Here is a 21,411-nt window from a genome sequence, read left to right on the forward strand (position 1 = left end):
TAAACACTCGCTTCATTAATTTTATCTGCTTGGTAGTTTTAACCCTGCAGTGTTTATTTTTTACTTATAAATGTTACTCTTACGTTTTGAATTTTGAGAGCACACTATGGATGCTATTGAGCTTTTACTCACTCGCCAATCTGATGCAAAATTGACAGCGCCAGGGCCTAATGAAGAGCAGTTAAACATTATTCAGCAGGCTGGGTTGAGAGTGCCCGATCATGGCTGTATTGCACCGTGGCAATATATTATTGTTCAAGGTGATGCGCGTCATAAGTTAGGTGAAATTTATTATCAAAGCGCTATAGCAGAGCAGCAGGCTGAAAAAGTAATTAATCGCGCTAAGGAGTTACCGCTTAGAGCACCTATGATTATTATTGCGATTGCAAAATATCAACCACACCCAAAAGTTCCTAGAATTGAACAAGTACAAAGCGCAGGTTGTGGCGTATTGGCAATGCAACAAGCCGCATTCGCTCAGGGGTTAGGCGGTATTTGGCGTACGGGTTACTTTGCACAAAGCCCCAGTGTTAAACAGGCGCTTAACTTAAATGATGATGATGAAATAGTCGGTTATTTATATTTAGGGACGCCGGCAATTGAATGCAAAAAGTCACCAAGGCACAAACCAGAAAATTATTTTAGTTTTTTGTAGAAATAGTATGAACTTTTTATATTCAATATAGTCATAATTCATTAAGTTAATCGTGTTACACTACTGCGGTTAATATTGTAGCTGCGAGAAGCGCACGGAAGCACTAAACGTAATAAATCTTCTTCAGTTTGTTTTTTAATCGGTTGTTTTTTGGTAATGTATGGAAAGTCTTACCAATAATAACGATAAAGAAGACGAAAATGATGGGAAATTTATTTTTACGTGAAAAAGAAAACTGGTTTGCTTGGTCAATCTGGGGTGTAGTTGGCGCGCTTGCGACATTTTATGTTGCAATGAGCACTCAAGCTGAGCATTTTATTGCTGCTTCAGCAATAGGGGTGTTGGTATTGCTAACTTGGTGGATGCAACAATCGAAACGGTTTGATTTTGGCAGAGCTTTTAAAATATGTTGTTATGTTTTACTGTTCACTGTACTGCCTTCATTTGTATTGGTTGTGATCCCGAGCGATGACCTTAATCGCTTCGATTTAATATTTCAAAGTATTGCATTTTTAACAGCCAGCTTATTGGTCTGTTTAGTGTGCTCTTGGATTGCTCGTAGGCCTAAGCAATATTACTAATAATGGCTAATTGATAACTAAATCGGTTTATATTTAACTATTTAGCCGGTTTTATTAAAATAGGGCTTTACAAGCTAAGCGTATGATCTTATTATGCGCGCCGTACGGAGAGATGGCAGAGTGGTCGAATGCACCGGTCTTGAAAACCGGCAGGGGTTTATAGCCCCTCTAGGGTTCAAATCCCTATCTCTCCACCATTATTTAAAAAACCGCCTTATTGGCGGTTTTTTGCTATCTGGAGCTTTATAATGTCACAGTCCCCGGAATTATCCTTTTCTAAACGTTTACTTAAGCACATTCTTCTATGGACTGTGTTTGGTTATTGTTACCAAAGCGCCATATCGTTATTACAAAAAATGGCTATTGATGCATATCCAGACGACGCACTAATAATGACCTTATTATATGGCATCGGGTTTAATATTTTATCGGGGCATTTAATTACAAAATACGATAATTATTGGCCTGTATGGGGCGCGTTTTATATTGGCATTATCGGTTTAGTAGCTGTGCCTCTTTTACTGGTCGGTGTGGCTGGATTATTGTCGATGAGCTTACTTGTTGGAATTTTGCTCAGTTTGCCTGTGTGTACCTTTGCTATTGGTTTAATTAAAGAAAAACTCAATAAAAACTAGCACCAAAGACCTTTTATTTTGTGATAGCATATACGGGTCTTTTAACTAACAAAACGTGAATAACACATTATGTCAGATAATTTTACTACAGATGCTGAAAAAGCAAGTTACGGTATTGGCTTACAAATGGGTGAGCAACTTAAGGCTAATCCTTTTGAAGGTTTAAACTTAAATTCAGTATTTGAAGGCATGAAAGATGCGTATGCAGGCAGTGCTTTTCAAGTTGAGATCCCTGAGATCCAAGCTGCATTTGAAAAAATTAACGAAGAGATCCAAGCTCGTCGTGAAGAAGAAGCTAAAGTACTCGCTGCTGAAGGCATTGCATTTTTAGAAGAAAACGCAAAACGTCCTGAAATTACAGTAACTGAGTCAGGTCTTCAGTACGAAGTACTTGCAACAGGTGAAGGCGAGAAGCCAACTGCTGAGTCTACAGTACGTGTTGATTACCACGGTACTTTAGTAAACGGTACTGTTTTTGACAGCTCATACGAGCGCGGTCAACCTGCTGAATTCCCAGTGGGCGGCGTGATCAAAGGTTGGACTGAAGCATTACAAATGATGCCAGTAGGTACTAAGTGGCGCTTATACGTTCCTCATGAGCTTGCTTATGGTGAACGTGGTGCCGGTGCAGCAATCGCACCTTACTCAACACTTGTATTCGACGTTGAGTTACACGCAATTCTTTAATTAGAACGTACATAACATTTTAGTTATGAAAAAACCGCATTCATTAATATGAATGCGGTTTTTTATTGTCTCATTAAACTGATCTTTGTTTAAAAGTAGCCTCTTACTCCAAATTGGAAGTTACGACCAGGAAGTGGCGCGGTGTCTTTAATAAACGAGCTGTGTACAAAACCAAGTTCATCAGTAATGTTATCAACACTTAGGTAAAGCTGTGTGTCAACGGCACCTAAATCAAGCTGATAATTGGCTTGTAAATCAATCAATGTATAGCCATCTGTTGCTGTTTCGTATGCACTAATATCATTTTGCTCAAAATAATGTGTTCCTGTTAAGGTAAATTGTGCGCTACCTAGGGTGTATTGCAGTTCTGAACCCAATTTATTAGCAGGAATGCGTGGTAAATTTCCTTCATTATCTTTTAGTTTGGCGCGAGTAGAATCACCAAATACTTTTACCATGGCGCTGGGGTTTATTTGATAATGTACATCAAATTCAAAACCATACAGCTCAGCATCTTTACTTGTGAACTGATAAACATCAATTGCGTCACTGTGACCATTGGCTGCAGGTTCAAAACCATCCATTTCATCAAACACTAATCCTGTGTTTTGCTGATAATAAAAGTTTTTAATGTCGTTATAGAAAAAGTTGACAGTGTAACCAAAGTCTCCACTAAAGCGACGTAAACTAATATCTAGATTAGTTGATGTTTCTTGTTTAATTTCTTCAGGCTCAAAATGCGCTTCGTTACCTTCAATATGGTAACCCAAACCAAGTTCATAAGTCCCGGTAGCAATATGCACACCATTAGAGAGTAGCTCCGCTGAAAGTGGTGCACGTTCTGAATGTGACAAACTAACGGCTAGGTTGTGACTTGGCATATACTCCCAAATCGCACCTGCTGAGGCACTTAGATTAGTAAAGCTTTGGGTGTAGTTAACAGTTTCATCTGCTGATACAGGTTCGTCATCATGGCTGTGCTGATGCGTATCTACATCACTTTTTATCTCATAATCTTCTAAACGGGCGCCAAGTTCTACGGTGACGTCACCAAATGTGCGTTCTTCAAGTAAATATAGCGCATGAGTGGTAGTGATACTTGCAGGTGTAAAGGCTTCTTCGCCAATCGCGTCATAATCAGACTCACTATAGTGATAGCCAATCATGCCATGCCATTGGCCTAATTGGTGCTCTACGTTGAAACGTGCTTCAGTGGTTTCATTACTAAAAGTGGTGCCAATAGCGCCGTCTTCAATTTCACTATGGGTATAGTCTGTGTAACCAACACGTAGGTTAATAGACTCAATCCAGTTATCATGAAAAGCATAACTTACCAGCCCCTGCCAACGGTCTTGTTCTAAATGAGCATAAACGGGTGTTTCTGCATGTTCTTCACCTTCGTGTTCTTCATGCTCGCCTGCTTCTTCATGTGCATGAACGTGTTCATGATGAGCATGTGAATGGCCTGGAATACCATAGTCTGTTTCGATGTTACCGTATGAAAATCCAACGGTTAAATGCTCACCCACATAGCTAGTACCAAAATTAACTGTTTCACTGTCTATAAAGGTATTTTCAACTGAAGTAGCTGTTTCTTCATCGCCTTCAACATGTACTTCACCTTCTTCATGTTCATCCGGTAAATTAAAACGAGGTGTTTGGTAATCATCACCGCTGCGTTTAGTACCATCAAAATGGAAATTAAAGTTATCGCTGCCAGTTTCTAGTTTTGCTGCGAATGTATTCGCATTTGAAACTGTATCGTGCGTGTATTGTGCTGCCCCAGATAAAGAGTCAATGTTATTGGTTGGAATACGGTTATCAACCACATTCACTACACCGCCAATAGCACCAGAGCCATAAAGTAGGGTGCTTGGGCCACGTAACACTTCAATTTGCTCTGCCGCTAGGCTGTCACTTGATGTAGCGTGATCAGGTCCAATGCGAGACGCATCGCTGCTATCCAAACCATTTTGAGTAATTTTAACTCGAGGACCACCTAGGCCGCGGATAATCGGACTTGATGAAACAGGGCCAAAATAACTAGCATTAACGCCAGGTATGCCTTTAAGTGTCTCACCTAGCGTCGGCTTAGCTTTATTTTTTAGCTCATCGCCTGATAGCACACTTACTGGTGAAATCATTTCTAAGCTATTTTTATGCAGGGCTGAGGCATATACAACAACAGTTTCAACCGAAGTTGGCTTTAAAGTAACATTAATAGTGTTGCCTGTATTTTCAAGCGATATACGAGAATCTAGGTAGTTATCTTTACTGATATGTAATTGACTTTTAGCATCTATGTCGATACTAAACTGACCTTGTGCATTACTTTGCACGCTTTTTGACTTACCATGAACATGAATCGTGGCATTGGCAATGGGTTGCTTTTTTGTATCTGTTACCGTGCCGTTAATCGTCGCTGCAAGTGCAGAGTGAGAACACAAAACAGACAGTAGTGCTGAGGATATGAGTGTTAGCTTAGTCATAGTTACTTCAATTCGTGGTTGTTATGTTGTGATATAATATAACACTACAAAATTATGCTATCAACAATGTTATACTATAACTTTAAAATTTGCGTTGAATAACACAAGAGAGCGATAAATTTAATTTAGCACGGCATTATTACAGTTAAATTTAGGAGCGGCTGTCTATCATCAGTATGTCTAACTTTTTTTGTGCTCTAAAATGATTTTGCTTATCGACTGGTTCAAGCATTTCACATTCATCGTTTATCATTTCTGAAATTAAGCTTGGATAATGCCTGCAATCTTGGGGTCGGTCATGATAAATACTGCAAGTATATTTATCTTTTTCTTTAGGGGATCCTTTATTGGCAAGCTCTAAAAATGGGCATTGCGTTAATTGCTCACCCGTTGTTGGGTCAAACCATAATTTATCGTTTTTAACGTATTGAAATATTTCAGGGTTGAATAACGCCCACATTTGAATTTCATCCTGATTAGTATCTAAATCTGCCGCACCGTATTTTGTGCAGCACTTACCGCATTGATTGCAATTTTGCATAGGGTAGATATTAACTGTTGCTTTTTATAGTAAGCATTAAGTGTAGCACCCTAATATCCACGTCAATAAACTAAACAGCGTTTATTGTTGCTTATAATACTTTTGTAACAACGCGGCGCTTAATAATAATGTACTATTAAGACATATGTTTCGGATAAAGCGCTGTAAAAAATTAAAAAGGCGCATTAATTAAGGTAGCGAGTAATTATGAATACTAAAGTATACAAAGCGGTTCACGATTTAGCAGAAAAGCTGATGGCAGCTGCCAATAAGAATGATACTAAACAATTCGAATCTTTATATGCAGAGCTCAAAGCAATTTGTATTGAAAACGAAAATACCGCTAAAGATCACCCTGTACAGTGGGAAACTTTAGCAGATTTTACCGAAGAGCTAGAAGAGGCTATTGAGACTTATGAAAAAGCATTACAGAAGTCGATTGAAATCAATAACAAAGATCATATGTCGTCGGTTGCATTTTCTATGGCTACTTTACAGCTCGAACTAGGTGACAAAGAAGCGGCGATTAAAAACCTACAAGATGCTAAAGTCAGTGCGAATAAAATTGAAGACAAAGAATTAAAGTCAGAGATCCATGAGCTATTAGAGTCACTGGTTGAAGAAGAAGGTTAGGAAACTTTATAGTGATTATTAATAATCAGCGCCAGTAGTTTACACTTGGCGCTTTTTTATGAAGAAGATAAAGTTCAACTTCATAAAATATTTATAAATAACTTACCGAGTAATTTTTTGGAGAAAAAATGCTAGCGCAAATAGAACAATGGATTGATAAAACGAATAGCGAGTATGCAAATCAAAGAATATGCTGTGAAAAATTTGCTAGCGAGTTTGAGGGCTTTTACCCAAATGAATTTTTGAAAACTGCATTTTATGTCGTTGTTGATAAAATTCCTAAATCTGACTTTACAGGTTTACGTGAACTTGGTTTAAGCAATTTTATTGATATGGATGTAGCTGGAATAACCTATAAAAATACATATTATATATTACCTAACGCTGTGGATAATTTAAGAGTGCATTTTCATGAGCTTGTTCATGTAGTTCAATGGCGTGAACTCGGTGCGCACGCTTTTATAATGCGCTACATCAATGAAATCCAAACGTTTGGTTACAATGATGCTCCACTTGAAATAATGGCCTATGAACTTGATGCGCACTATACCAGTAATGGAAATAAATTTAATATTCCTGATTATATTACTCAACAGCTTTAGTTAATAAGCATTATAAAAGGAATTTATATGTCACGTTTTTTTCTCTATCCACTAGCTCTATTTGCTTTTCATGTGCAGGCGAGCTCTTTTGATGATGATATTGTTAATGCATTAATCCATAGAACAACACAACCAGTAACTTACGATGGTGCCTATCATAAACTTGAGTACCCAGGTGGTGATGTGCCCGCTAATATTGGTGTGTGTACCGATGTTTTAATTAGGTCGTACCGACAGCTTGGTATTGATTTGCAAAAATTAGTACATGAAGACATGCAGAACAATTTTCGTGCATATCCTTCTAAGCGTATTTGGGGATTAACCAAGCCAGATAAAAATATTGATCATCGACGTGTACCTAACTTACAAGTTTACTTTGAGCGCCATGCAAAAGTGTTAACTAAATCGCTTAATGCAGAGGATTATAAAGCCGGTGACATAGTTACTTGGATGCTGCCAGGTAATTTACCGCATATTGGTATGGTCGTTAATGAAATAGCGCAGGGCAGCGGCAACCCGCTTATTGTGCATAATATTGGTCGTGGGCCAGAAATGAGTGATATGCTTTTTGCGTATACAATTACGGGTCATTACCGATTTGTGCCTGCAGAATATTCAGAGTAAATAACACTGTACTAGTAGGCGTGTTTGAGTTTAAAAACACGGCAAACAGGTTTGGTACAAACCTAGCTGTTTTATATTATTCTCGTGCTGTTAAATACGCTTAATGTGAGTTAGTTACTTTAAATTAATACTGATATCACCATTTGGTTTGCAGCAACATAGAAGTATTTCACCATCGCGAACAAACGCTAACGGCTCTTCATTGTAATTAACTTCACCAGAGACAAGTGTTGCTCGACATGCACCGCAATAACCCTCACGGCATTGGTAAGCAGCATCAATCTTATTCGATTCTAGGCAATGTAAAAGAGAAGGGCAGCCAGCGGCAAAATCAATGCGCTGGCTGTTATCTGCAAGCGTGATACTTGCAGTCGTTCTATCAGTCATTATAAATCAAAGTCACCAAACTCATCGGCATCTACTTGTGAATCAATTTGACCAACTAAGTATGAGCTAATCTCTGCTTCTTGGGGAGCAACTTGCACGTTATCCGACACTAACCATGAGTTGATCCACGGAATAGGGTTACTGTTGTTTTCAAACTGTGCAGGTAGACCAATCGCGGTCATACGCGCATTGGTAATGTACTCAACATATTGACATAGAATGTGTTTATTTAAACCAATCATCGAGCCATCTTTAAATAGGTACTCGGCCCATTCTTTTTCTTGCTCTGCGGCTTCAACAAACATCTTAATTGCTTCTTCACGGCATTGTGCGGCAACAATCGCCATTTCAGGGTCATCTTTGCCATCTTGCATGATATTTAAAATATGCTGAGTACCTGAAAGATGAAGTGCTTCATCGCGGGCAATAAGCTTTATAATTTTAGCATTACCTTCCATCAATTCACGCTCGGCAAACGCAAATGAACAGGCAAAACTCACATAAAAGCGAATGGCTTCTAAAATGTTCACTGACATCATTGCCAGGTACAATTTCTTTTTCAGCTCAAATAAATTAACTACCACGGTTTGGCCATTAATTTCGTGTTTGCCTTCACCGTATAGGTTGTAAAGCGATACAGAATTGATTAGGTCATCATAATAAGTAGTTACCGCATCGGCACGCTCACTAATTTTGTCATTGCTAACAATGTCATCAAAAATGAGTTCAGGCGCTTGAGTTACGTTACGAATAATATGGGTGTACGAACGACTATGAATAGTTTCACTAAACGCCCATGTCTCAATCCACGTTTCTAGTTCAGGAATTGATACGATAGGAAGTAATGCTACGTTAGGTGAGCGGCCTTGAACACTATCAAGCAACGTTTGGTATTTTAAGTTGCTTAAAAATATATGCTTTTCGTGTTCGGGAAGCGCTTGAAAGTCTAAACGGTCTTTACTTACATCAACTTCTTCAGGTCGCCAAAAGAAAGACAATTGTTTTTCAATTAGTTTTTCAAAAATAGGGTATTTTTGTTGATCGTAACGTGACACGTTAACGGTTTGACCAAAAAACATTGGCTCTTGCATTTGGTTATTATGATTTCTGCTAAAAGTAGTATAAGACATGTTTATCACTCAAAAAACTATCACTAAGACTATCAGGACAAAGCGGGCAAGGCGCCCGCTTTAAGTTTAACTATTAAATTTTACACGCGCCGCCTGCACAATCATCATCTTCCACTTCTGGAGTGTCTTCTTGAGCATCTGATGCGCCATCGCGGGTATTATGGTAGTAAAGTGTTTTAACACCTAGTTTGTATGCACCGAGTAAGTCTTTTAGTAAGACTTTCATAGGTACTCTACCGCCTTCGTATCTATTTGGATCATAATTAGTATTTGCTGAAATTGTTTGGTCGATAAATTTCTGCATTATGCCTACTAATTGTAAGTAACCATCGTTTGATGGAATATCCCACAGTAATTCGTAGTTATCTTTAAGGCGTTCGTAGTCAGGAACAACTTGCTTTAAAATACCGTCTTTACTTGCTTTAACACTAATGTGACCACGCGGTGGCTCGATGCCATTAGTTGCATTTGAGATTTGCGATGACGTTTCTGATGGCATTAATGCGCTCAGCGTGGAGTTACGCATACCATGCTCTTTAATGCTGGCACGTAATGTATCCCAATCAAGATGCAGTGGTTCATCACAAATTTTGTCTAAATCACGTTTGTACGTATCGGTTGGCATAATACCTTGCGAGTAAGTAGTTTCGTTAAATTTAGGACATGCTCCACGCTCTTTAGCAAGTTCGTTAGATGCCTTCATTAGGTAGTACTGAATTGCTTCAAACGTTTTGTGCGTGAGTGCATTTGCGCTGCCATCTGAATAACGCTTACCGTTTTTAGCTAAGTAATAAGCGTAGTTAATAACACCTATGCCTAGCGTACGACGCCCCATAGTGGCATTTTTAGCTGCAGGTACAGGGTAGTCTTGGAAATCAAGTAGGTTATCAAGTGCACGTACTGCAAGCTCAGCTAACTCTTCTAGTTCATCTAAAGACTCAATGGCACCTAAGTTAAACGCAGATAATGTACAAAGTGCAATTTCACCTTCTTCGTCATTCACGTTGCTAAGAGGCTTAGTCGGTAACGCAATTTCTAAACATAAGTTAGATTGACGTATAGGCGCCACTTTTGAGATAAACGGACTGTGTGTATTACAGTGGTCAACGTTCTGTAAGTAAATACGACCGGTGCTGGCACGTTCTTGAGCAAACATAGAAAACAGTTCAATGGCTTTAATACGTTTTTTACGAATTGACTCGTCTTGCTCATATTTTACATAAAGTGCATCAAATTCATCTTGATCTTCAAAGAATGCATCGTAAAGCCCCGGCACGTCTGATGGACTAAATAAGGTAATGTAATCGTCTTTAATTAAACGCGAATACATTAGTTTATTGAACTGCACACCATAATCTAGATGACGTACGCGGTTATCATCAACACCACGGTTATTTTTAAGTACCAGCAGATTTTCTACTTCTAAGTGCCAAAGCGGGTAGAATAAAGTAGCTGCACCGCCACGTACACCGCCTTGCGAACAGCTTTTAACCGCTGTTTGAAAGTGCTTATAAAACGGAATACAACCTGTGTGGTACGCTTCGCCGTTACGAATAGGGCTACCTAATGCACGAATACGTCCGGCATTTATACCAATACCAGCACGTTGAGAAACGTATTTAACAATGGCTGATGAAGTCGCATTAATTGAATCTAAGCTGTCGCCACACTCAATCAGTACACATGAGCTAAACTGACGCGTTGGCGTACGCACACCCGACATAATTGGTGTAGGTAAAGAAATTTTAAATAGTGAAACCGCATCGTAAAAACGTTTGATGTAATCAATACGCGTTTCACGTGGATAATCTGAGAATAAGCTTGCTGCTACTAATATATATAAAAACTGCGCGCTTTCGTAAATTTCACCGGTTACACGGTTTTGTACTAAGTATTTACCTTCAAGCTGCTTTACTGCTGCGTAGCTAAAGTTAAGATCGCGTGAATGATCTAAGTAAGTATCTAGTTCATCAAGTTCTTGCTCTGTGTAATCAACAAGCAAATGGGCGTCGTAGCGTTTTTGTTCAACCATGTTAGTAACGTGGTCAAAAAGACGCGGTGGCTCAAATTGGCCATACGCTTTTTTACGTAAATGGAATACAGCTAAACGAGCAGCAAGATACTGATAATCAGGTGATTCTTTTGAGATCTGATCCGCAGCGGCTTTGATAATCGTCTCATGAATATCTTTAGTACGAATACCGTCATAAAATTGAATATGTGATTTAAGTTCAACTTGTGAAACCGAAACGTTGTTTAAACCTTCGGCGGCCCATTCAATAACGCGATGGATCTTGTCTAGATCAAGTGGCTCTTTACGGCCGTCACGTTTGCTTACAGATAACTGTTGGTTCATAGTTTTGCCTGTATTCCTTGGGAATTAAATATTTTTGACCAATGAGTGCACTTAAAACGCCCAGTGCCTATTCTTTTATTGTTATTTCTACCGCATAGGTAAATTTAATTGAATAACATTTAGCCACAATATCTGGTGTTGTTCAAATTAGAGATCACAAGATAGTGTGGTCTGTGATCTTTTGCAAGGGACAGAAACCGCTCTGATTGTGGATAACGTTGGGATAACGTAATTGTGTTAGTAGGCATTAACCTTTGATCATTCGGTTAAGTTGAAATTTGTAAAAATCAACTAAGGAAAGATTAAATTTACGCTTTTTAAAAATAAATTTTGTCTGCTTTTTTTATCATCAAGCTTTGCGTAAAAACTAACACAATCACAATATGTAGTGTTTATTAATTGGTATGGCACTATATGTGGTTGAAAGCATCTATAGGGCTATGCCAATTAAAATCTGCATTCCAAGCCAATGCCTCGTCCACACTCGGTACATATCCCCACAGTGCGGTAGCGGTGTGCATATTCGCTGCTTTACCTGCTTGTATATCTCGCTGCGCATCACCTATATATAGGCAGCGCGAAGGATCAACACTCATTTGCTCAGCACAATGTAATAAAGGAAGGGGTGAGGGCTTAGACTCAGCTAAGGTATCACCACTTATCACAATTTGCGCATTTTTTAATGCAGGAATCGCCTTGACTAAAGGATCGGTTAAAAAGCTAGGCTTATTTGTCATAATGCCCCACGGGATCCCTTTATTATCAAGGGCAATAAGTAATTGCTCTACACCGACAAAGCATTGGGTATGGGTGGCAATATTGGCAGCGTAGTATGCAACTAGCTCTGCTAAAAGTTGCTCTTGCGGTTGTTGCGCCCAACCTTCTTTAAAACCAGCAGCAAGTAATGCTGCTGCGCCATTTGAAGCTGCGGGTCGATATATATCACTGCCCACTTGTGGTTGTTGGTGATTATGCAGCACACTATTAAGTGCAGCGCCTAAATCATCAGCGGTATCAAGTAAAGTGCCATCTAAGTCAAATAGCAATGCTTGATATTCAATTGGGCTAGTAGATGTTTGTGAGCTTGTCATTACGCTAACTTCTCAAAGTGCAGCATATAATTTACGCTAACATCATCATTAATCGTATATTGCTTTGAGAGTGGGTTGTAACTTAATCCTGCACTGGCACGTACCTTTAACCCTGCTTGTTCTGCCCATGCGATTAATTGCGCAGGTTTAATGAACTTTTTATGGTCGTGGGTACCTTCTGGCACCATTTTTAACAGTTTTTCTGCGCCGACAATAGCGTATAAGTAAGCTTTAGGGGTTTTATTAAGGGTGGAGAAGAATACATCGGCCTCAGGTTTTGCTAATTTAGCGACTGCATGGATAATAGAAGCAGGGTCGGGGACATGTTCTAACATTTCCATACAAGTAATCACATCAAAGCGCTCAGGGTGCTCATCAGCAAATTGTTCAGCAGGTACTTTTATATATTCAACGGGTACACTTGTTTCTAAACTGTGTAACTTAGCGACAGTTAAAGGCTCTTGCCCCATATCGATACCTGTTACCTTTGCCCCCATTCGCGCCATGCTGTGACTTAAAATACCGCCACCACATCCTACATCGAGGGTTTCTTTGTCAAATAATCCTTTAGTTTTGTCTGCGATGAAATCTAATCGTAATGGATTAATTTCGTGAAGCGGCTTAAATTCGCCTTCTAAATCCCACCAACGCTCTGCGATGGCTTCAAACTTTGCTATTTCTGCGTTATCTACATTTTGATGTTCGGTCATAAAATACTTCCTCGTCAATCTGAGGCCATTATATAGGGCTAAATTGATAAATCGCAAAGTTTTGCGCCTGTAAATTAAAATTAATTGTGATAGCATGGTTGCTTAGAAATAATAACAAACACTCTTAATACCTAATAATGGGTTGTTAAGAGCTGATACTGAAGGAATGTGATATCAAATGACTGATCTCGCCAATGAAATTCTGCCAGTCAATATTGAAGACGAGTTAAAAAACTCCTACTTAGATTACGCCATGAGTGTAATTGTAGGACGTGCATTACCAGACGTACGTGACGGTTTAAAACCTGTTCACCGCCGCGTCTTGTTTGCAATGAACGAGCTTAGTAATGACTGGAACAAGCCTTACAAAAAATCGGCCCGTGTGGTCGGTGATGTAATCGGTAAATACCACCCACACGGCGACAGTGCAGTTTATGACACCATCGTACGTATGGCTCAGCCATTCTCACTACGTTATATGCTAGTTGATGGTCAGGGTAACTTTGGTTCGGTTGATGGTGATTCAGCAGCGGCAATGCGTTATACAGAAGTACGTATGGCAAAAATGTCGCACGAATTATTAGCCGATCTTGAAAAAGAAACGGTTGATTTTGTGCCTAACTACGACGGCACAGAACAAATTCCTGATGTGTTACCGACTAAAATACCTAACCTGTTAGTTAATGGTTCGTCAGGTATTGCTGTTGGTATGGCGACAAATATCCCGCCACACAACTTAACAGAAGTAGTGAATGGCTGTTTAGCGCTTATTCAAAACCCTGAATTAACTATTACTGAGTTAATGGATTACATCCCAGGGCCTGATTTCCCAACTGCGGCGATTATTAACGGTAAAAAAGGCATTGAACAAGCCTATCAAACCGGTCGTGGTAAAGTGTACATGCGTGCGCGTGCTGACATCGAAACCGATGAGAAAACTGGCCGCGAAACGATTATTGTTCATGAAATCCCTTACCAAGTTAACAAAGCCCGTTTGATTGAAAAAATCGCTGAGCTAGTTAAAGATAAAAAAATTGAAGGGATCAGCGCATTACGTGATGAATCAGATAAAGACGGTATGCGTATCGTTATTGAGATCAAACGTGGTGACGTAGGTGAAGTTATTTTGAACAACCTTTATTCACAAACTCAGTTACAAACTGTGTTTGGTATGAATATGGTTGCGTTAATTAATAACCAGCCTAAGTGTTTCAACTTAAAAGAAATGCTTGAAGAGTTTATTATTCACCGCCGTGAAGTTGTTACTCGCCGTACGGTATTTGATTTACGCAAAGCCCGTGACCGTGCGCATACGCTAGAAGGTTTAGCGATTGCACTGGCAAACATTGACCCAATTATCGAACTTATTCGTAAGTCACCAACACCTGCTGAAGCAAAAGTTGCACTAACAGCGCGTCCTTGGGAATTAGGTAATGTTAAAGCCATGCTTGATAAAGCCGGTGAAGACAATGTTGCCCGCCCAGATTGGTTAGCAAGCGAGCTGGGTATTCGTGATGGTCAGTACTATATTTCTGAGCAACAAGCTCAAGCAATTTTAGACCTACGTCTACACAAACTAACGGGCCTAGAGCACGAAAAAATTCTTACTGAATACCAATCGTTACTAGACCTAATTGCTGAACTATTATTCATTTTGGCAAGTCCGGAACGTTTAATGGAAGTTATTCGTGATGAGTTAGTTGAAATTAAAGAGCAATATGGTGATGAGCGCCGCACTGAAATTAATGCCGCAGCACACGATATTAGCCTTGAAGACTTAATTAACGAAGAGAACGTGGTTGTGACCTTGTCACACGAAGGATACGTTAAGTATCAAGCGTTAAGTGATTACGAAGCGCAGCGTCGTGGTGGTAAAGGCAAGTCAGCAACTAAGATGAAAGATGAAGATTTCATTGAACGTCTACTTGTTGCCAATACCCACGATACTATTTTATGTTTCTCTACTGCGGGTCGATTATACTGGCTTAAAGTGTACCAGTTACCACTTGCAAGTCGCGCAGCGCGCGGTAAGCCAATTGTTAACTTATTACCACTTGAAGCAGATGAACGTATTACAGCTATCTTACCTGTACGTGATTATGAAGATGATAAATACATCTTTATGGCTACAGCATTTGGTACGGTTAAGAAAACACCATTAACGGCCTACAGCCGTCAACGTGCAAGCGGTATTATTGCCGTTAACTTAAACGAAGGTGATAGCTTAATTGGTGTTGATATTACCGATGGTAGCAACGAAATTATGTTGTTCACTGATGCGGGTAAAGTTGTACGCTTTAAAGAAGCTGAAGAAACCACGGTAGTTGATGAAAATGGTAACCCTGTTCTTGATGAAGAAGGTAAGCCTGAGATTCGCTTCAAAGGTGTACGTCCTATGGGTCGTACTGCAACGGGTGTTCGTGGTATTAAGATGCCAGACGATCAACGTGTTGTATCACTGATTGTACCAAAGAATGACGGTGCAATATTAACAGTGACAGAAAATGGTTACGGTAAGCGTACTCAACTTGAAGACTACCCATCTAAGAGTCGTGCAACACAAGGTGTTGTATCAATTAAGGTGAGTGAGCGTAATGGTGCCGTTGTTGGTGCTGTACAAGTTGATGACAACGACGAAATAATGATTATTTCGAATCGTGGTACCTTAGTACGTACTCGCGTTAATGAAGTTTCTACGGTTGGACGTAACACCCAAGGTGTTATTTTGATCAGAACTATTGACGAAGAGCAAGTAGTTGGTTTACAACGTATAGAAGAGATTGAAGTGACTGAAAGTGACTTGATTGATATCGAAGACGTTGAAACAGTAGATACGGTTATAGATGAAGTAGCGGATGATAATCCTCCTTCAGAATAATTGAGATTGAAAAAAGCGGCCTTGGCCGCTTTTTTTATGTGGTTGAAAAAAATTAAATTAGTTTAATTCAAGTTAAATTACTGGAATGAGGAAAAGGTAATGAGTATTTATAATTTTTGTGCGGGTCCTGCAATGTTACCACCGGCTGTAATGCAAAAAGCACAAAAAGAGTTTTTAGACTGGCAAGGGCTTGGCGTTTCAGTAATGGAAATGAGCCATCGCAGTAAAGAATTTTTAGCATTAACGGCTAAGTGTGAAGCTAGTCTACGTCGCTTAATGAATATTAGTGATGAGTTTGAAGTGCTGTTTATGCACGGCGGTGGTCGAGGTCAATTTAGTGCCGTACCTTTAAACCTCCACGTTGATGGAAAAAAAGCGGTGTATTGTGAAAACGGCGTGTGGTCAAAAAGTGCAACTAGCGAAGCCGATAAGTTTACTCAAACTCACACAATTGATGTACGTAATGATGATAACGGTTTATTTTCTATTAAGCAGGTAGCCGATTGGGTTTTACCAGCCGATGCTGCATATATTCATTACTGCCCAAATGAAACTGTAGATGGTCTAGAGATTTTTGATGTACCCAGTCACCCAACAGCACCGATTGTCGCCGATATGTCGTCGACTATTCTATCGCGCGAAATTGACGTTAATCAATTTGATTTAATCTACGCAGGTGCTCAAAAGAATATCGGCCCATCGGGTATTGCTATCGTAATTGTTCGTAAAACGCTACTTGAGCGTGAAGGGCTAGCTAAGCCAGGTATTTTGGATTACGCCCTTGAAGCAAAACAAGGCAGTATGTTTAACACTCCACCTACATTTGCATGGTATTTAGCAGCTGAAGTATTTGAATGGCTTGAGCAAAATGGCGGTGTAAAAGCCATGGAAACACATAATACTGCCAAAGCTCAGCTGCTTTATGACTTTATCGATGAGTCTGATTTTTACACCAACAAGGTAGCAAAACATTGTCGTTCACGTATGAATGTGCCTTTTTGGTTAGTTGATGAAAGCCTAAATGATAAGTTTGTTAAAGAGTCAAAAGAAGCGGGCTTATTAGCGCTTGAAGGGCACCGTATTGTTGGCGGTATGCGCGCGAGTATTTATAACGCAATGCCACTGGAAGGGGTTAAAGCATTAGTTGATTTTATGGCGGCTTTCGCAAAGGAGAACAGCTAATGGAGCAACTTTCTTTAGCGCCTATTTCACAGGTTAATGGCAGTGTTACTCTGCCGGGTTCGAAAAGCTTGTCAAATCGCATTCTATTATTGGCTGCACTATCAAACGGCACCACGGTTGTAGAAAACTTATTAGACAGTGATGATATTCGCCATATGTTGGGCGCCTTAGCGCAGCTCGGTGTGAATGTGACACTTAATGATGAGCGAACCATCGCGACCGTAGAAGGTGTAGGTGGCGTATTTAAAACGCCAACTGAAGCACTGTTTTTAGGTAATGCAGGTACAGCATACCGTCCCTTAACGGCCGTGCTTGCAGCGATTGCTGGGGAGTATAAGTTAATTGGTGAGCCACGTATGGAAGAGCGACCAATTGGCCACTTAGTTGATGCACTGCAAGCCTTAGGTGGTAATGTTAGTTATTTAAAAAATAAAGATTATCCGCCACTTAAAATTGTCGGCGGGAAAATTTCCGGTGGTGAAGTCGAAATTGACGGTAGTATTTCAAGCCAATTTTTAACTGCGTTGCTTATGGCTGCACCGTTATTTAAAGGTGATACTCAAATTAAAATTAAAGGCACGTTAGTGTCTAAGCCTTACATTGATATTACTCTTGATGTAATGGCGCGTTTTGGTGTTACCGTTGAGCATGACAATTACAGTACTTTCTTTGTAAAAGGTGCACAACAGTATCAAGCCGTTGAGCGAATTATGGTCGAAGGGGATGCTTCATCTGCTTCTTACTTTATTGCTGCTGCAGCAATTGCCGGCGGCGAAATAGAAATTAAAGGCGTCGGTGCTAAATCAGTTCAAGGTGATATTGGTTTTGCTAACGTTATGGAGCAAGTAGGTGCCAAAATTGATTGGTATGACGAACGTTTAGTTGTTCGTAAAGGTGAGCTTAACGGTATTGATATTGATGCTAATGCAATACCTGATGCTGCAATGACCCTGGCTACAGTTGCCTTGTTTGCAAAAGGGCCAACGGCAATTCGCAATATTTATAACTGGCGAGTAAAAGAAACTGACCGTTTACACGCTATGGCCACTGAGCTTAAAAAAGTAGGGGCTGAAGTAGTTGAAGGGCATGACTTTATTGAGATCACACCGCCAAAACAGTTTAATAATGTGGCTGTAGATACCTATGATGACCACCGTATTGCCATGTGCTTTGCAATGGTGGCAGTAGGGGGTAAGCCCATAACTATTAACGATCCAGCCTGTACTTACAAGACATTCCCAACATTTTTCAACGTGTTAGCATCTGTCAGTAAATAGGCTATTTATAAGTATTTATAAAAAGTTACATACTAAAAGCGGATAATCTTTAATAATTGACGTATAATGTGGCGGTTTATTTTGGTGTGCATTGAAGGAGGTTTTAAATGCCGGCGTTATTAATGCCCGTAATCACCGTAGATGGCCCAAGTGGTTCTGGTAAAGGAACTGTTTGTCGCTTATTGGCTGAAAAATTAGGCTGGGATGTGTTAGATAGCGGTGCAATTTATCGCGTACTTTCACTTGCAGCACTTCATCACCAAATTGCGTTAGATAACGAAGAAGCACTTGTTCCATTAGCTGCAAATCTTGATGTGCAGTTTTTGATAGACAGTGACACTAATGCAGGAAAGATTATTTTAGAAGGCGAAGACGTAACAACCACTATTCGAAATGAAGAAGTGGGAGCTGCAGCGTCTAAAGTGGCGGCATTGCCACGAGTTCGTGAAGCGTTACTTCGTCGCCAGCGTGCGTTTAGAACTGAAAATGGCTTAATTGCTGATGGTCGCGATATGGGCACTGTTGTGTTTCCTGATGCGCCATTAAAGATATTTCTAACCGCAAGCGCAGAAGAACGTGCTCGCAGACGTTTTGTTGAGTTGAATGAGCGCGGGCTTGATGTTACACTAAGTGGTCTATTACAAGACATTCAAGCACGTGATGATCGCGATATGAATCGCGCCGTTGCGCCGCTTGTACCTGCAGAGGATGCGATTGAGCTTGATACTAGCGAACTCAACGCACAGCAAGTCTTTGATAAAGTTATAACTTTATTAGATTCAAGCATCTCTGAAGGTAAGCTTCCTAAACGAAGCTAAACACATTTTATGCACCAGCAGGACGCCAGTGCTATTTTAACAACCCCATGCAGCATGGTTGCTTATTGGTATTAATATATGAGACGTATATTCGTATGTCAGAAAATTTTGCGCAGTTATTTGAAGAAAGCTTAAAGGGTTTTGAAGCAGAGCAAGGCTCTATCGTTAAAGGTACAGTAATCTCAATCGAGAACAACATTGTACTTGTAGATGCTGGTCTTAAATCAGAAAGTGCTATCCCTGCAGAGCAGTTCAAAAATGCTGCTGGTGAACTAGAAGTTGCTGTTGGCGACGAAGTAGATGTTGCACTAGATGCAATCGAAGACGGTTTCGGTGAAACTATCCTTTCTCGTGAGAAAGCGAAGCGTCACGAAGCGTGGATCCGTCTTGAGAAAGCATGTGAAGAGCAAGAGACTGTTACTGGTGTTATCAACGGTAAAGTTAAAGGCGGTTTCACTGTTGAAGTTGATTCAATCCGTGCTTTCCTACCTGGTTCACTTGTTGATGTTCGTCCAGTACGTGACACAACTCACCTTGAAGGCAAAGAGCTTGAATTTAAAGTAATCAAGCTTGATCAAAAACGTAACAACGTTGTTGTTTCACGTCGTGCAGTTATCGAATCAGAAAACTCACAAGAACGTGAAGAGCTTCTTGCTAACCTTGTTGAAGGTCAAGAAGTTAAAGGTATCGTTAAGAACCTTACTGACTACGGTGCATTCGTTGACCTTGGTGGTGTTGATGGTCTACTACACATTACTGACATGGCGTGGAAGCGTGTTAAGCACCCTTCAGAAATCGTTAATGTTGGCGACGAAATCGCAGTTAAAGTTCTTAAATTCGACAAAGATAAAACTCGTGTATCTCTAGGTCTTAAACAGCTTGGCGAAGATCCATGGGCAGCTATCGCTGGTCGTTACCCAGAAGGTTCTAAACTTTCTGGTCGTGTAACTAACCTTACTGATTACGGTTGCTTCGTAGAAATCGAAGAAGGCGTTGAAGGTCTAGTACACGTTTCTGAAATGGATTGGACTAACAAGAACATCCACCCTTCAAAAGTTGTTTCACTTGGTGACACTGTTGAAGTTATGGTTCTTGAAATCGACGAAGAACGTCGTCGTATTTCTCTTGGTCTTAAGCAATGTATTGCTAATCCTTGGCAGGAATTTGCTCGTCTACAAAACAAAGGCGACCAAGTTACTGGTAAGATCAAATCAATCACTGACTTCGGTATCTTTATCGGTCTTGACGGTGGTATTGATGGTCTTGTACACCTTTCAGACATTTCTTGGAATACACCTGGCGAAGAAGCTGTACGTGAATTCAAGAAAGGCGACGAAATCACTGCTATCGTATTGCAAGTTGACCCAGAGCGTGAACGTATCTCTCTAGGTGTTAAGCAAATCGAAGCTGACCCATTCAATAACTACCTTGATGCAAACAAAAAAGGTGCTATTGTTAAAGGTAAAGTGACTGAAGTTGATGCGAAAGGCGCAACTGTTGAACTTATCGAAGGCGTTGAAGGTTACATCCGTGTAGCTGATATCGCTCAAGAGCGCGTTGAAGATGCAACTACTGTTGTTTCTGTAGGCGACGAAATCGAAGTTAAATACGTTGGTGTTGATCGTAAGAACCGCACTTTAAGCTTATCTGTTAAAGCTCTTTTCGAAGCAGAAGAGAAAGAAGTACTAGAGAAGCTTAAGAAAGAAGAGCCAGTGTTCGAAAACGCAATGGCAGCTGCTTTCGCAAATGCACAAAAAGACTAATTAATTATAGTCTTTTAATTGGAAGGGCAGTTTATGCCCTTCCACTATTTCTTTTTAAGGAAACGCTATGACTAAGTCAGAACTGATAGAAACACTTGCTGAACAACATTCACATATTCCAGTTAAAGATGTTGAGAACGCTGTTAAAGAAATTCTTGAACAAATGGCCGGCTCATTATCTTCTTCAGATCGTATTGAGATCCGAGGTTTTGGAAGTTTCTCTTTGCATTACCGTGCGCCTCGTACAGGTCGAAATCCTAAAACAGGTGAAACTGTAGAGTTAGATGGTAAACATGTACCTCATTTTAAGCCAGGCAAAGAACTACGTGACCGTGTAAACGAGAGCATTGCTTAGTAAACTTATTGGAGTAG

At 40.1% G+C, this 21,411-nt stretch carries 20 protein-coding genes and 1 tRNA gene; 14 read left to right on the forward strand and 7 right to left on the reverse strand.

Annotation, left to right across the window (positions count from 1 at the left end; translation table 11 throughout):
- Nucleotides 1-106: 106 nt before the first annotated feature.
- The 5 genes from ACNSN2_RS06360 to ACNSN2_RS06380 all read left to right on the forward strand — a co-directional run bounded on the left by ACNSN2_RS06360 (nt 107) and on the right by ACNSN2_RS06380 (nt 2,558).
- Nucleotides 107-655, forward strand: coding sequence for an NAD(P)H nitroreductase (locus ACNSN2_RS06360; RefSeq protein WP_054200867.1), 549 nt, complete (start codon nt 107-109; stop codon nt 653-655).
- Between the two features lie 203 nt (nt 656-858).
- Nucleotides 859-1,236 (forward strand): hypothetical protein, encoded by a 378-nt coding sequence (locus ACNSN2_RS06365; RefSeq protein WP_041709037.1) that lies wholly within the window; start codon nt 859-861, stop codon nt 1,234-1,236.
- 106 nt (nt 1,237-1,342) lie between these two features.
- Nucleotides 1,343-1,433 (forward strand) — tRNA-Ser (locus ACNSN2_RS06370).
- A gap of 114 nt (nt 1,434-1,547) precedes the next feature.
- Nucleotides 1,548-1,871 (forward strand): hypothetical protein, encoded by a 324-nt coding sequence (locus ACNSN2_RS06375; protein WP_010389909.1) that lies wholly within the window; start codon nt 1,548-1,550, stop codon nt 1,869-1,871.
- Between the two features lie 69 nt (nt 1,872-1,940).
- Nucleotides 1,941-2,558, forward strand: coding sequence for an FKBP-type peptidyl-prolyl cis-trans isomerase (locus ACNSN2_RS06380; protein ID WP_008112467.1), 618 nt, complete (start codon nt 1,941-1,943; stop codon nt 2,556-2,558).
- 89 nt (nt 2,559-2,647) lie between these two features.
- Here ACNSN2_RS06380 and ACNSN2_RS06385 read toward each other — a convergent pair whose 3' ends face one another.
- Together ACNSN2_RS06385 and ACNSN2_RS06390 are read right to left on the reverse strand one after the other, a co-directional pair.
- Complete coding sequence (locus ACNSN2_RS06385; protein WP_418608812.1) at nt 2,648-5,047, reverse strand: TonB-dependent receptor; 2,400 nt, start codon at nt 5,045-5,047, stop codon at nt 2,648-2,650.
- A gap of 151 nt (nt 5,048-5,198) precedes the next feature.
- Complete coding sequence (locus tag ACNSN2_RS06390) at nt 5,199-5,588, reverse strand: YkgJ family cysteine cluster protein (RefSeq protein ID WP_418608813.1); 390 nt, start codon at nt 5,586-5,588, stop codon at nt 5,199-5,201.
- A 207-nt stretch (nt 5,589-5,795) separates the two neighbouring features.
- Between ACNSN2_RS06390 and ACNSN2_RS06395 the strand changes: the two genes are divergently transcribed.
- From ACNSN2_RS06395 to ACNSN2_RS06405, 3 genes are all read left to right on the forward strand, one after another.
- Nucleotides 5,796-6,221 (forward strand): tetratricopeptide repeat protein, encoded by a 426-nt coding sequence (locus ACNSN2_RS06395; RefSeq protein ID WP_171043243.1) that lies wholly within the window; start codon nt 5,796-5,798, stop codon nt 6,219-6,221.
- Nucleotides 6,222-6,349: 128 nt separating this feature from the next.
- On the forward strand, nt 6,350-6,823 hold the full coding sequence (locus ACNSN2_RS06400; protein ID WP_418608814.1) for a hypothetical protein: 474 nt from the start codon (nt 6,350-6,352) through the stop codon (nt 6,821-6,823).
- 27 nt (nt 6,824-6,850) lie between these two features.
- Nucleotides 6,851-7,447: a DUF1287 domain-containing protein gene (locus tag ACNSN2_RS06405; RefSeq protein ID WP_418608815.1), complete on the forward strand. Its 597-nt coding sequence runs from the start codon at nt 6,851-6,853 to the stop codon at nt 7,445-7,447.
- Between the two features lie 114 nt (nt 7,448-7,561).
- Here the strand turns inward: ACNSN2_RS06405 and yfaE are convergent, their stop codons facing one another.
- The 5 genes from yfaE to ubiG all read right to left on the reverse strand — a co-directional run bounded on the left by yfaE (nt 7,562) and on the right by ubiG (nt 13,121).
- A complete protein-coding gene (gene yfaE / locus ACNSN2_RS06410) occupies nt 7,562-7,834 on the reverse strand; it encodes a class I ribonucleotide reductase maintenance protein YfaE (protein ID WP_076919572.1) in 273 nt (90 codons plus the stop codon).
- Nucleotides 7,834-8,964 carry a class Ia ribonucleoside-diphosphate reductase subunit beta gene (gene nrdB, locus ACNSN2_RS06415; RefSeq protein ID WP_010389917.1) on the reverse strand — a complete coding sequence of 377 codons (1,131 nt, stop codon included), beginning with the start codon at nt 8,962-8,964 and terminating at the stop codon, nt 7,834-7,836. Before nrdB ends, yfaE begins: the two co-directional genes overlap by 1 nt.
- A gap of 73 nt (nt 8,965-9,037) precedes the next feature.
- The gene (gene nrdA / locus ACNSN2_RS06420) at nt 9,038-11,320 is read right to left on the reverse strand and encodes a class 1a ribonucleoside-diphosphate reductase subunit alpha (protein ID WP_010389918.1); all 2,283 of its coding nucleotides are present in this window, start codon (nt 11,318-11,320) and stop codon (nt 9,038-9,040) included.
- A gap of 410 nt (nt 11,321-11,730) precedes the next feature.
- On the reverse strand, nt 11,731-12,411 hold the full coding sequence (locus tag ACNSN2_RS06425) for an HAD family hydrolase (RefSeq protein WP_418608816.1): 681 nt from the start codon (nt 12,409-12,411) through the stop codon (nt 11,731-11,733).
- On the reverse strand, nt 12,411-13,121 hold the full coding sequence (gene ubiG, locus ACNSN2_RS06430) for a bifunctional 2-polyprenyl-6-hydroxyphenol methylase/3-demethylubiquinol 3-O-methyltransferase UbiG (RefSeq protein ID WP_418608817.1): 711 nt from the start codon (nt 13,119-13,121) through the stop codon (nt 12,411-12,413). The genes ACNSN2_RS06425 and ubiG overlap by 1 nt, the downstream gene beginning before the upstream one ends.
- A 178-nt stretch (nt 13,122-13,299) precedes the next feature.
- Here ubiG and gyrA point away from each other — a divergent pair, with 178 nt between their 5' ends.
- The 6 genes from gyrA (at nt 13,300) to ihfB (ending at nt 21,394) form a co-directional block, all read left to right on the forward strand.
- Nucleotides 13,300-15,999 (forward strand): DNA topoisomerase (ATP-hydrolyzing) subunit A, encoded by a 2,700-nt coding sequence (gene gyrA / locus ACNSN2_RS06435; protein WP_055013303.1) that lies wholly within the window; start codon nt 13,300-13,302, stop codon nt 15,997-15,999.
- 99 nt (nt 16,000-16,098) lie between these two features.
- Nucleotides 16,099-17,181, forward strand: coding sequence for a 3-phosphoserine/phosphohydroxythreonine transaminase (gene serC, locus ACNSN2_RS06440; RefSeq protein WP_010389922.1), 1,083 nt, complete (start codon nt 16,099-16,101; stop codon nt 17,179-17,181).
- The gene (gene aroA / locus ACNSN2_RS06445; RefSeq protein ID WP_418608818.1) at nt 17,181-18,458 is read left to right on the forward strand and encodes a 3-phosphoshikimate 1-carboxyvinyltransferase; all 1,278 of its coding nucleotides are present in this window, start codon (nt 17,181-17,183) and stop codon (nt 18,456-18,458) included. The genes serC and aroA overlap by 1 nt, the downstream gene beginning before the upstream one ends.
- A gap of 107 nt (nt 18,459-18,565) precedes the next feature.
- The gene (gene cmk / locus ACNSN2_RS06450; protein ID WP_010389925.1) at nt 18,566-19,276 is read left to right on the forward strand and encodes a (d)CMP kinase; all 711 of its coding nucleotides are present in this window, start codon (nt 18,566-18,568) and stop codon (nt 19,274-19,276) included.
- 95 nt (nt 19,277-19,371) lie between these two features.
- Nucleotides 19,372-21,039 (forward strand): 30S ribosomal protein S1, encoded by a 1,668-nt coding sequence (rpsA, locus tag ACNSN2_RS06455; protein ID WP_002961176.1) that lies wholly within the window; start codon nt 19,372-19,374, stop codon nt 21,037-21,039.
- Nucleotides 21,040-21,106: 67 nt separating this feature from the next.
- Nucleotides 21,107-21,394 carry an integration host factor subunit beta gene (gene ihfB, locus ACNSN2_RS06460; RefSeq protein WP_008114744.1) on the forward strand — a complete coding sequence of 96 codons (288 nt, stop codon included), beginning with the start codon at nt 21,107-21,109 and terminating at the stop codon, nt 21,392-21,394.
- The last annotated feature ends 17 nt before the right edge of the window (nt 21,395-21,411 follow it).

The sequence above is a fragment of the Pseudoalteromonas sp. US3C1013 genome (assembly GCF_048401115.1).
Classification (GTDB): domain Bacteria; phylum Pseudomonadota; class Gammaproteobacteria; order Enterobacterales; family Alteromonadaceae; genus Pseudoalteromonas; species Pseudoalteromonas undina.

Coding starts and splice junctions, on each gene's coding strand:
- ubiG (WP_418608817.1), bottom strand. CDS start 13,121: ATGACCGAACATCAAAATGTAGATAACGCAGAAATAGCAAAGTTTGAA.
- ACNSN2_RS06360 (WP_054200867.1), top strand. CDS start 107: ATGGATGCTATTGAGCTTTTACTCACTCGCCAATCTGATGCAAAATTG.
- ACNSN2_RS06365 (WP_041709037.1), top strand. CDS start 859: ATGGGAAATTTATTTTTACGTGAAAAAGAAAACTGGTTTGCTTGGTCA.
- ACNSN2_RS06385 (WP_418608812.1), bottom strand. CDS start 5,047: ATGACTAAGCTAACACTCATATCCTCAGCACTACTGTCTGTTTTGTGT.
- ACNSN2_RS06390 (WP_418608813.1), bottom strand. CDS start 5,588: ATGCAAAATTGCAATCAATGCGGTAAGTGCTGCACAAAATACGGTGCG.
- ACNSN2_RS06405 (WP_418608815.1), top strand. CDS start 6,851: ATGTCACGTTTTTTTCTCTATCCACTAGCTCTATTTGCTTTTCATGTG.
- rpsA (WP_002961176.1), top strand. CDS start 19,372: ATGTCAGAAAATTTTGCGCAGTTATTTGAAGAAAGCTTAAAGGGTTTT.
- ACNSN2_RS06395 (WP_171043243.1), top strand. CDS start 5,796: ATGAATACTAAAGTATACAAAGCGGTTCACGATTTAGCAGAAAAGCTG.
- ACNSN2_RS06425 (WP_418608816.1), bottom strand. CDS start 12,411: ATGACAAGCTCACAAACATCTACTAGCCCAATTGAATATCAAGCATTG.
- ACNSN2_RS06380 (WP_008112467.1), top strand. CDS start 1,941: ATGTCAGATAATTTTACTACAGATGCTGAAAAAGCAAGTTACGGTATT.
- aroA (WP_418608818.1), top strand. CDS start 17,181: ATGGAGCAACTTTCTTTAGCGCCTATTTCACAGGTTAATGGCAGTGTT.
- nrdA (WP_010389918.1), bottom strand. CDS start 11,320: ATGAACCAACAGTTATCTGTAAGCAAACGTGACGGCCGTAAAGAGCCA.
- gyrA (WP_055013303.1), top strand. CDS start 13,300: ATGACTGATCTCGCCAATGAAATTCTGCCAGTCAATATTGAAGACGAG.
- cmk (WP_010389925.1), top strand. CDS start 18,566: ATGCCGGCGTTATTAATGCCCGTAATCACCGTAGATGGCCCAAGTGGT.
- ACNSN2_RS06400 (WP_418608814.1), top strand. CDS start 6,350: ATGCTAGCGCAAATAGAACAATGGATTGATAAAACGAATAGCGAGTAT.
- ihfB (WP_008114744.1), top strand. CDS start 21,107: ATGACTAAGTCAGAACTGATAGAAACACTTGCTGAACAACATTCACAT.
- yfaE (WP_076919572.1), bottom strand. CDS start 7,834: ATGACTGATAGAACGACTGCAAGTATCACGCTTGCAGATAACAGCCAG.
- nrdB (WP_010389917.1), bottom strand. CDS start 8,964: ATGTCTTATACTACTTTTAGCAGAAATCATAATAACCAAATGCAAGAG.
- serC (WP_010389922.1), top strand. CDS start 16,099: ATGAGTATTTATAATTTTTGTGCGGGTCCTGCAATGTTACCACCGGCT.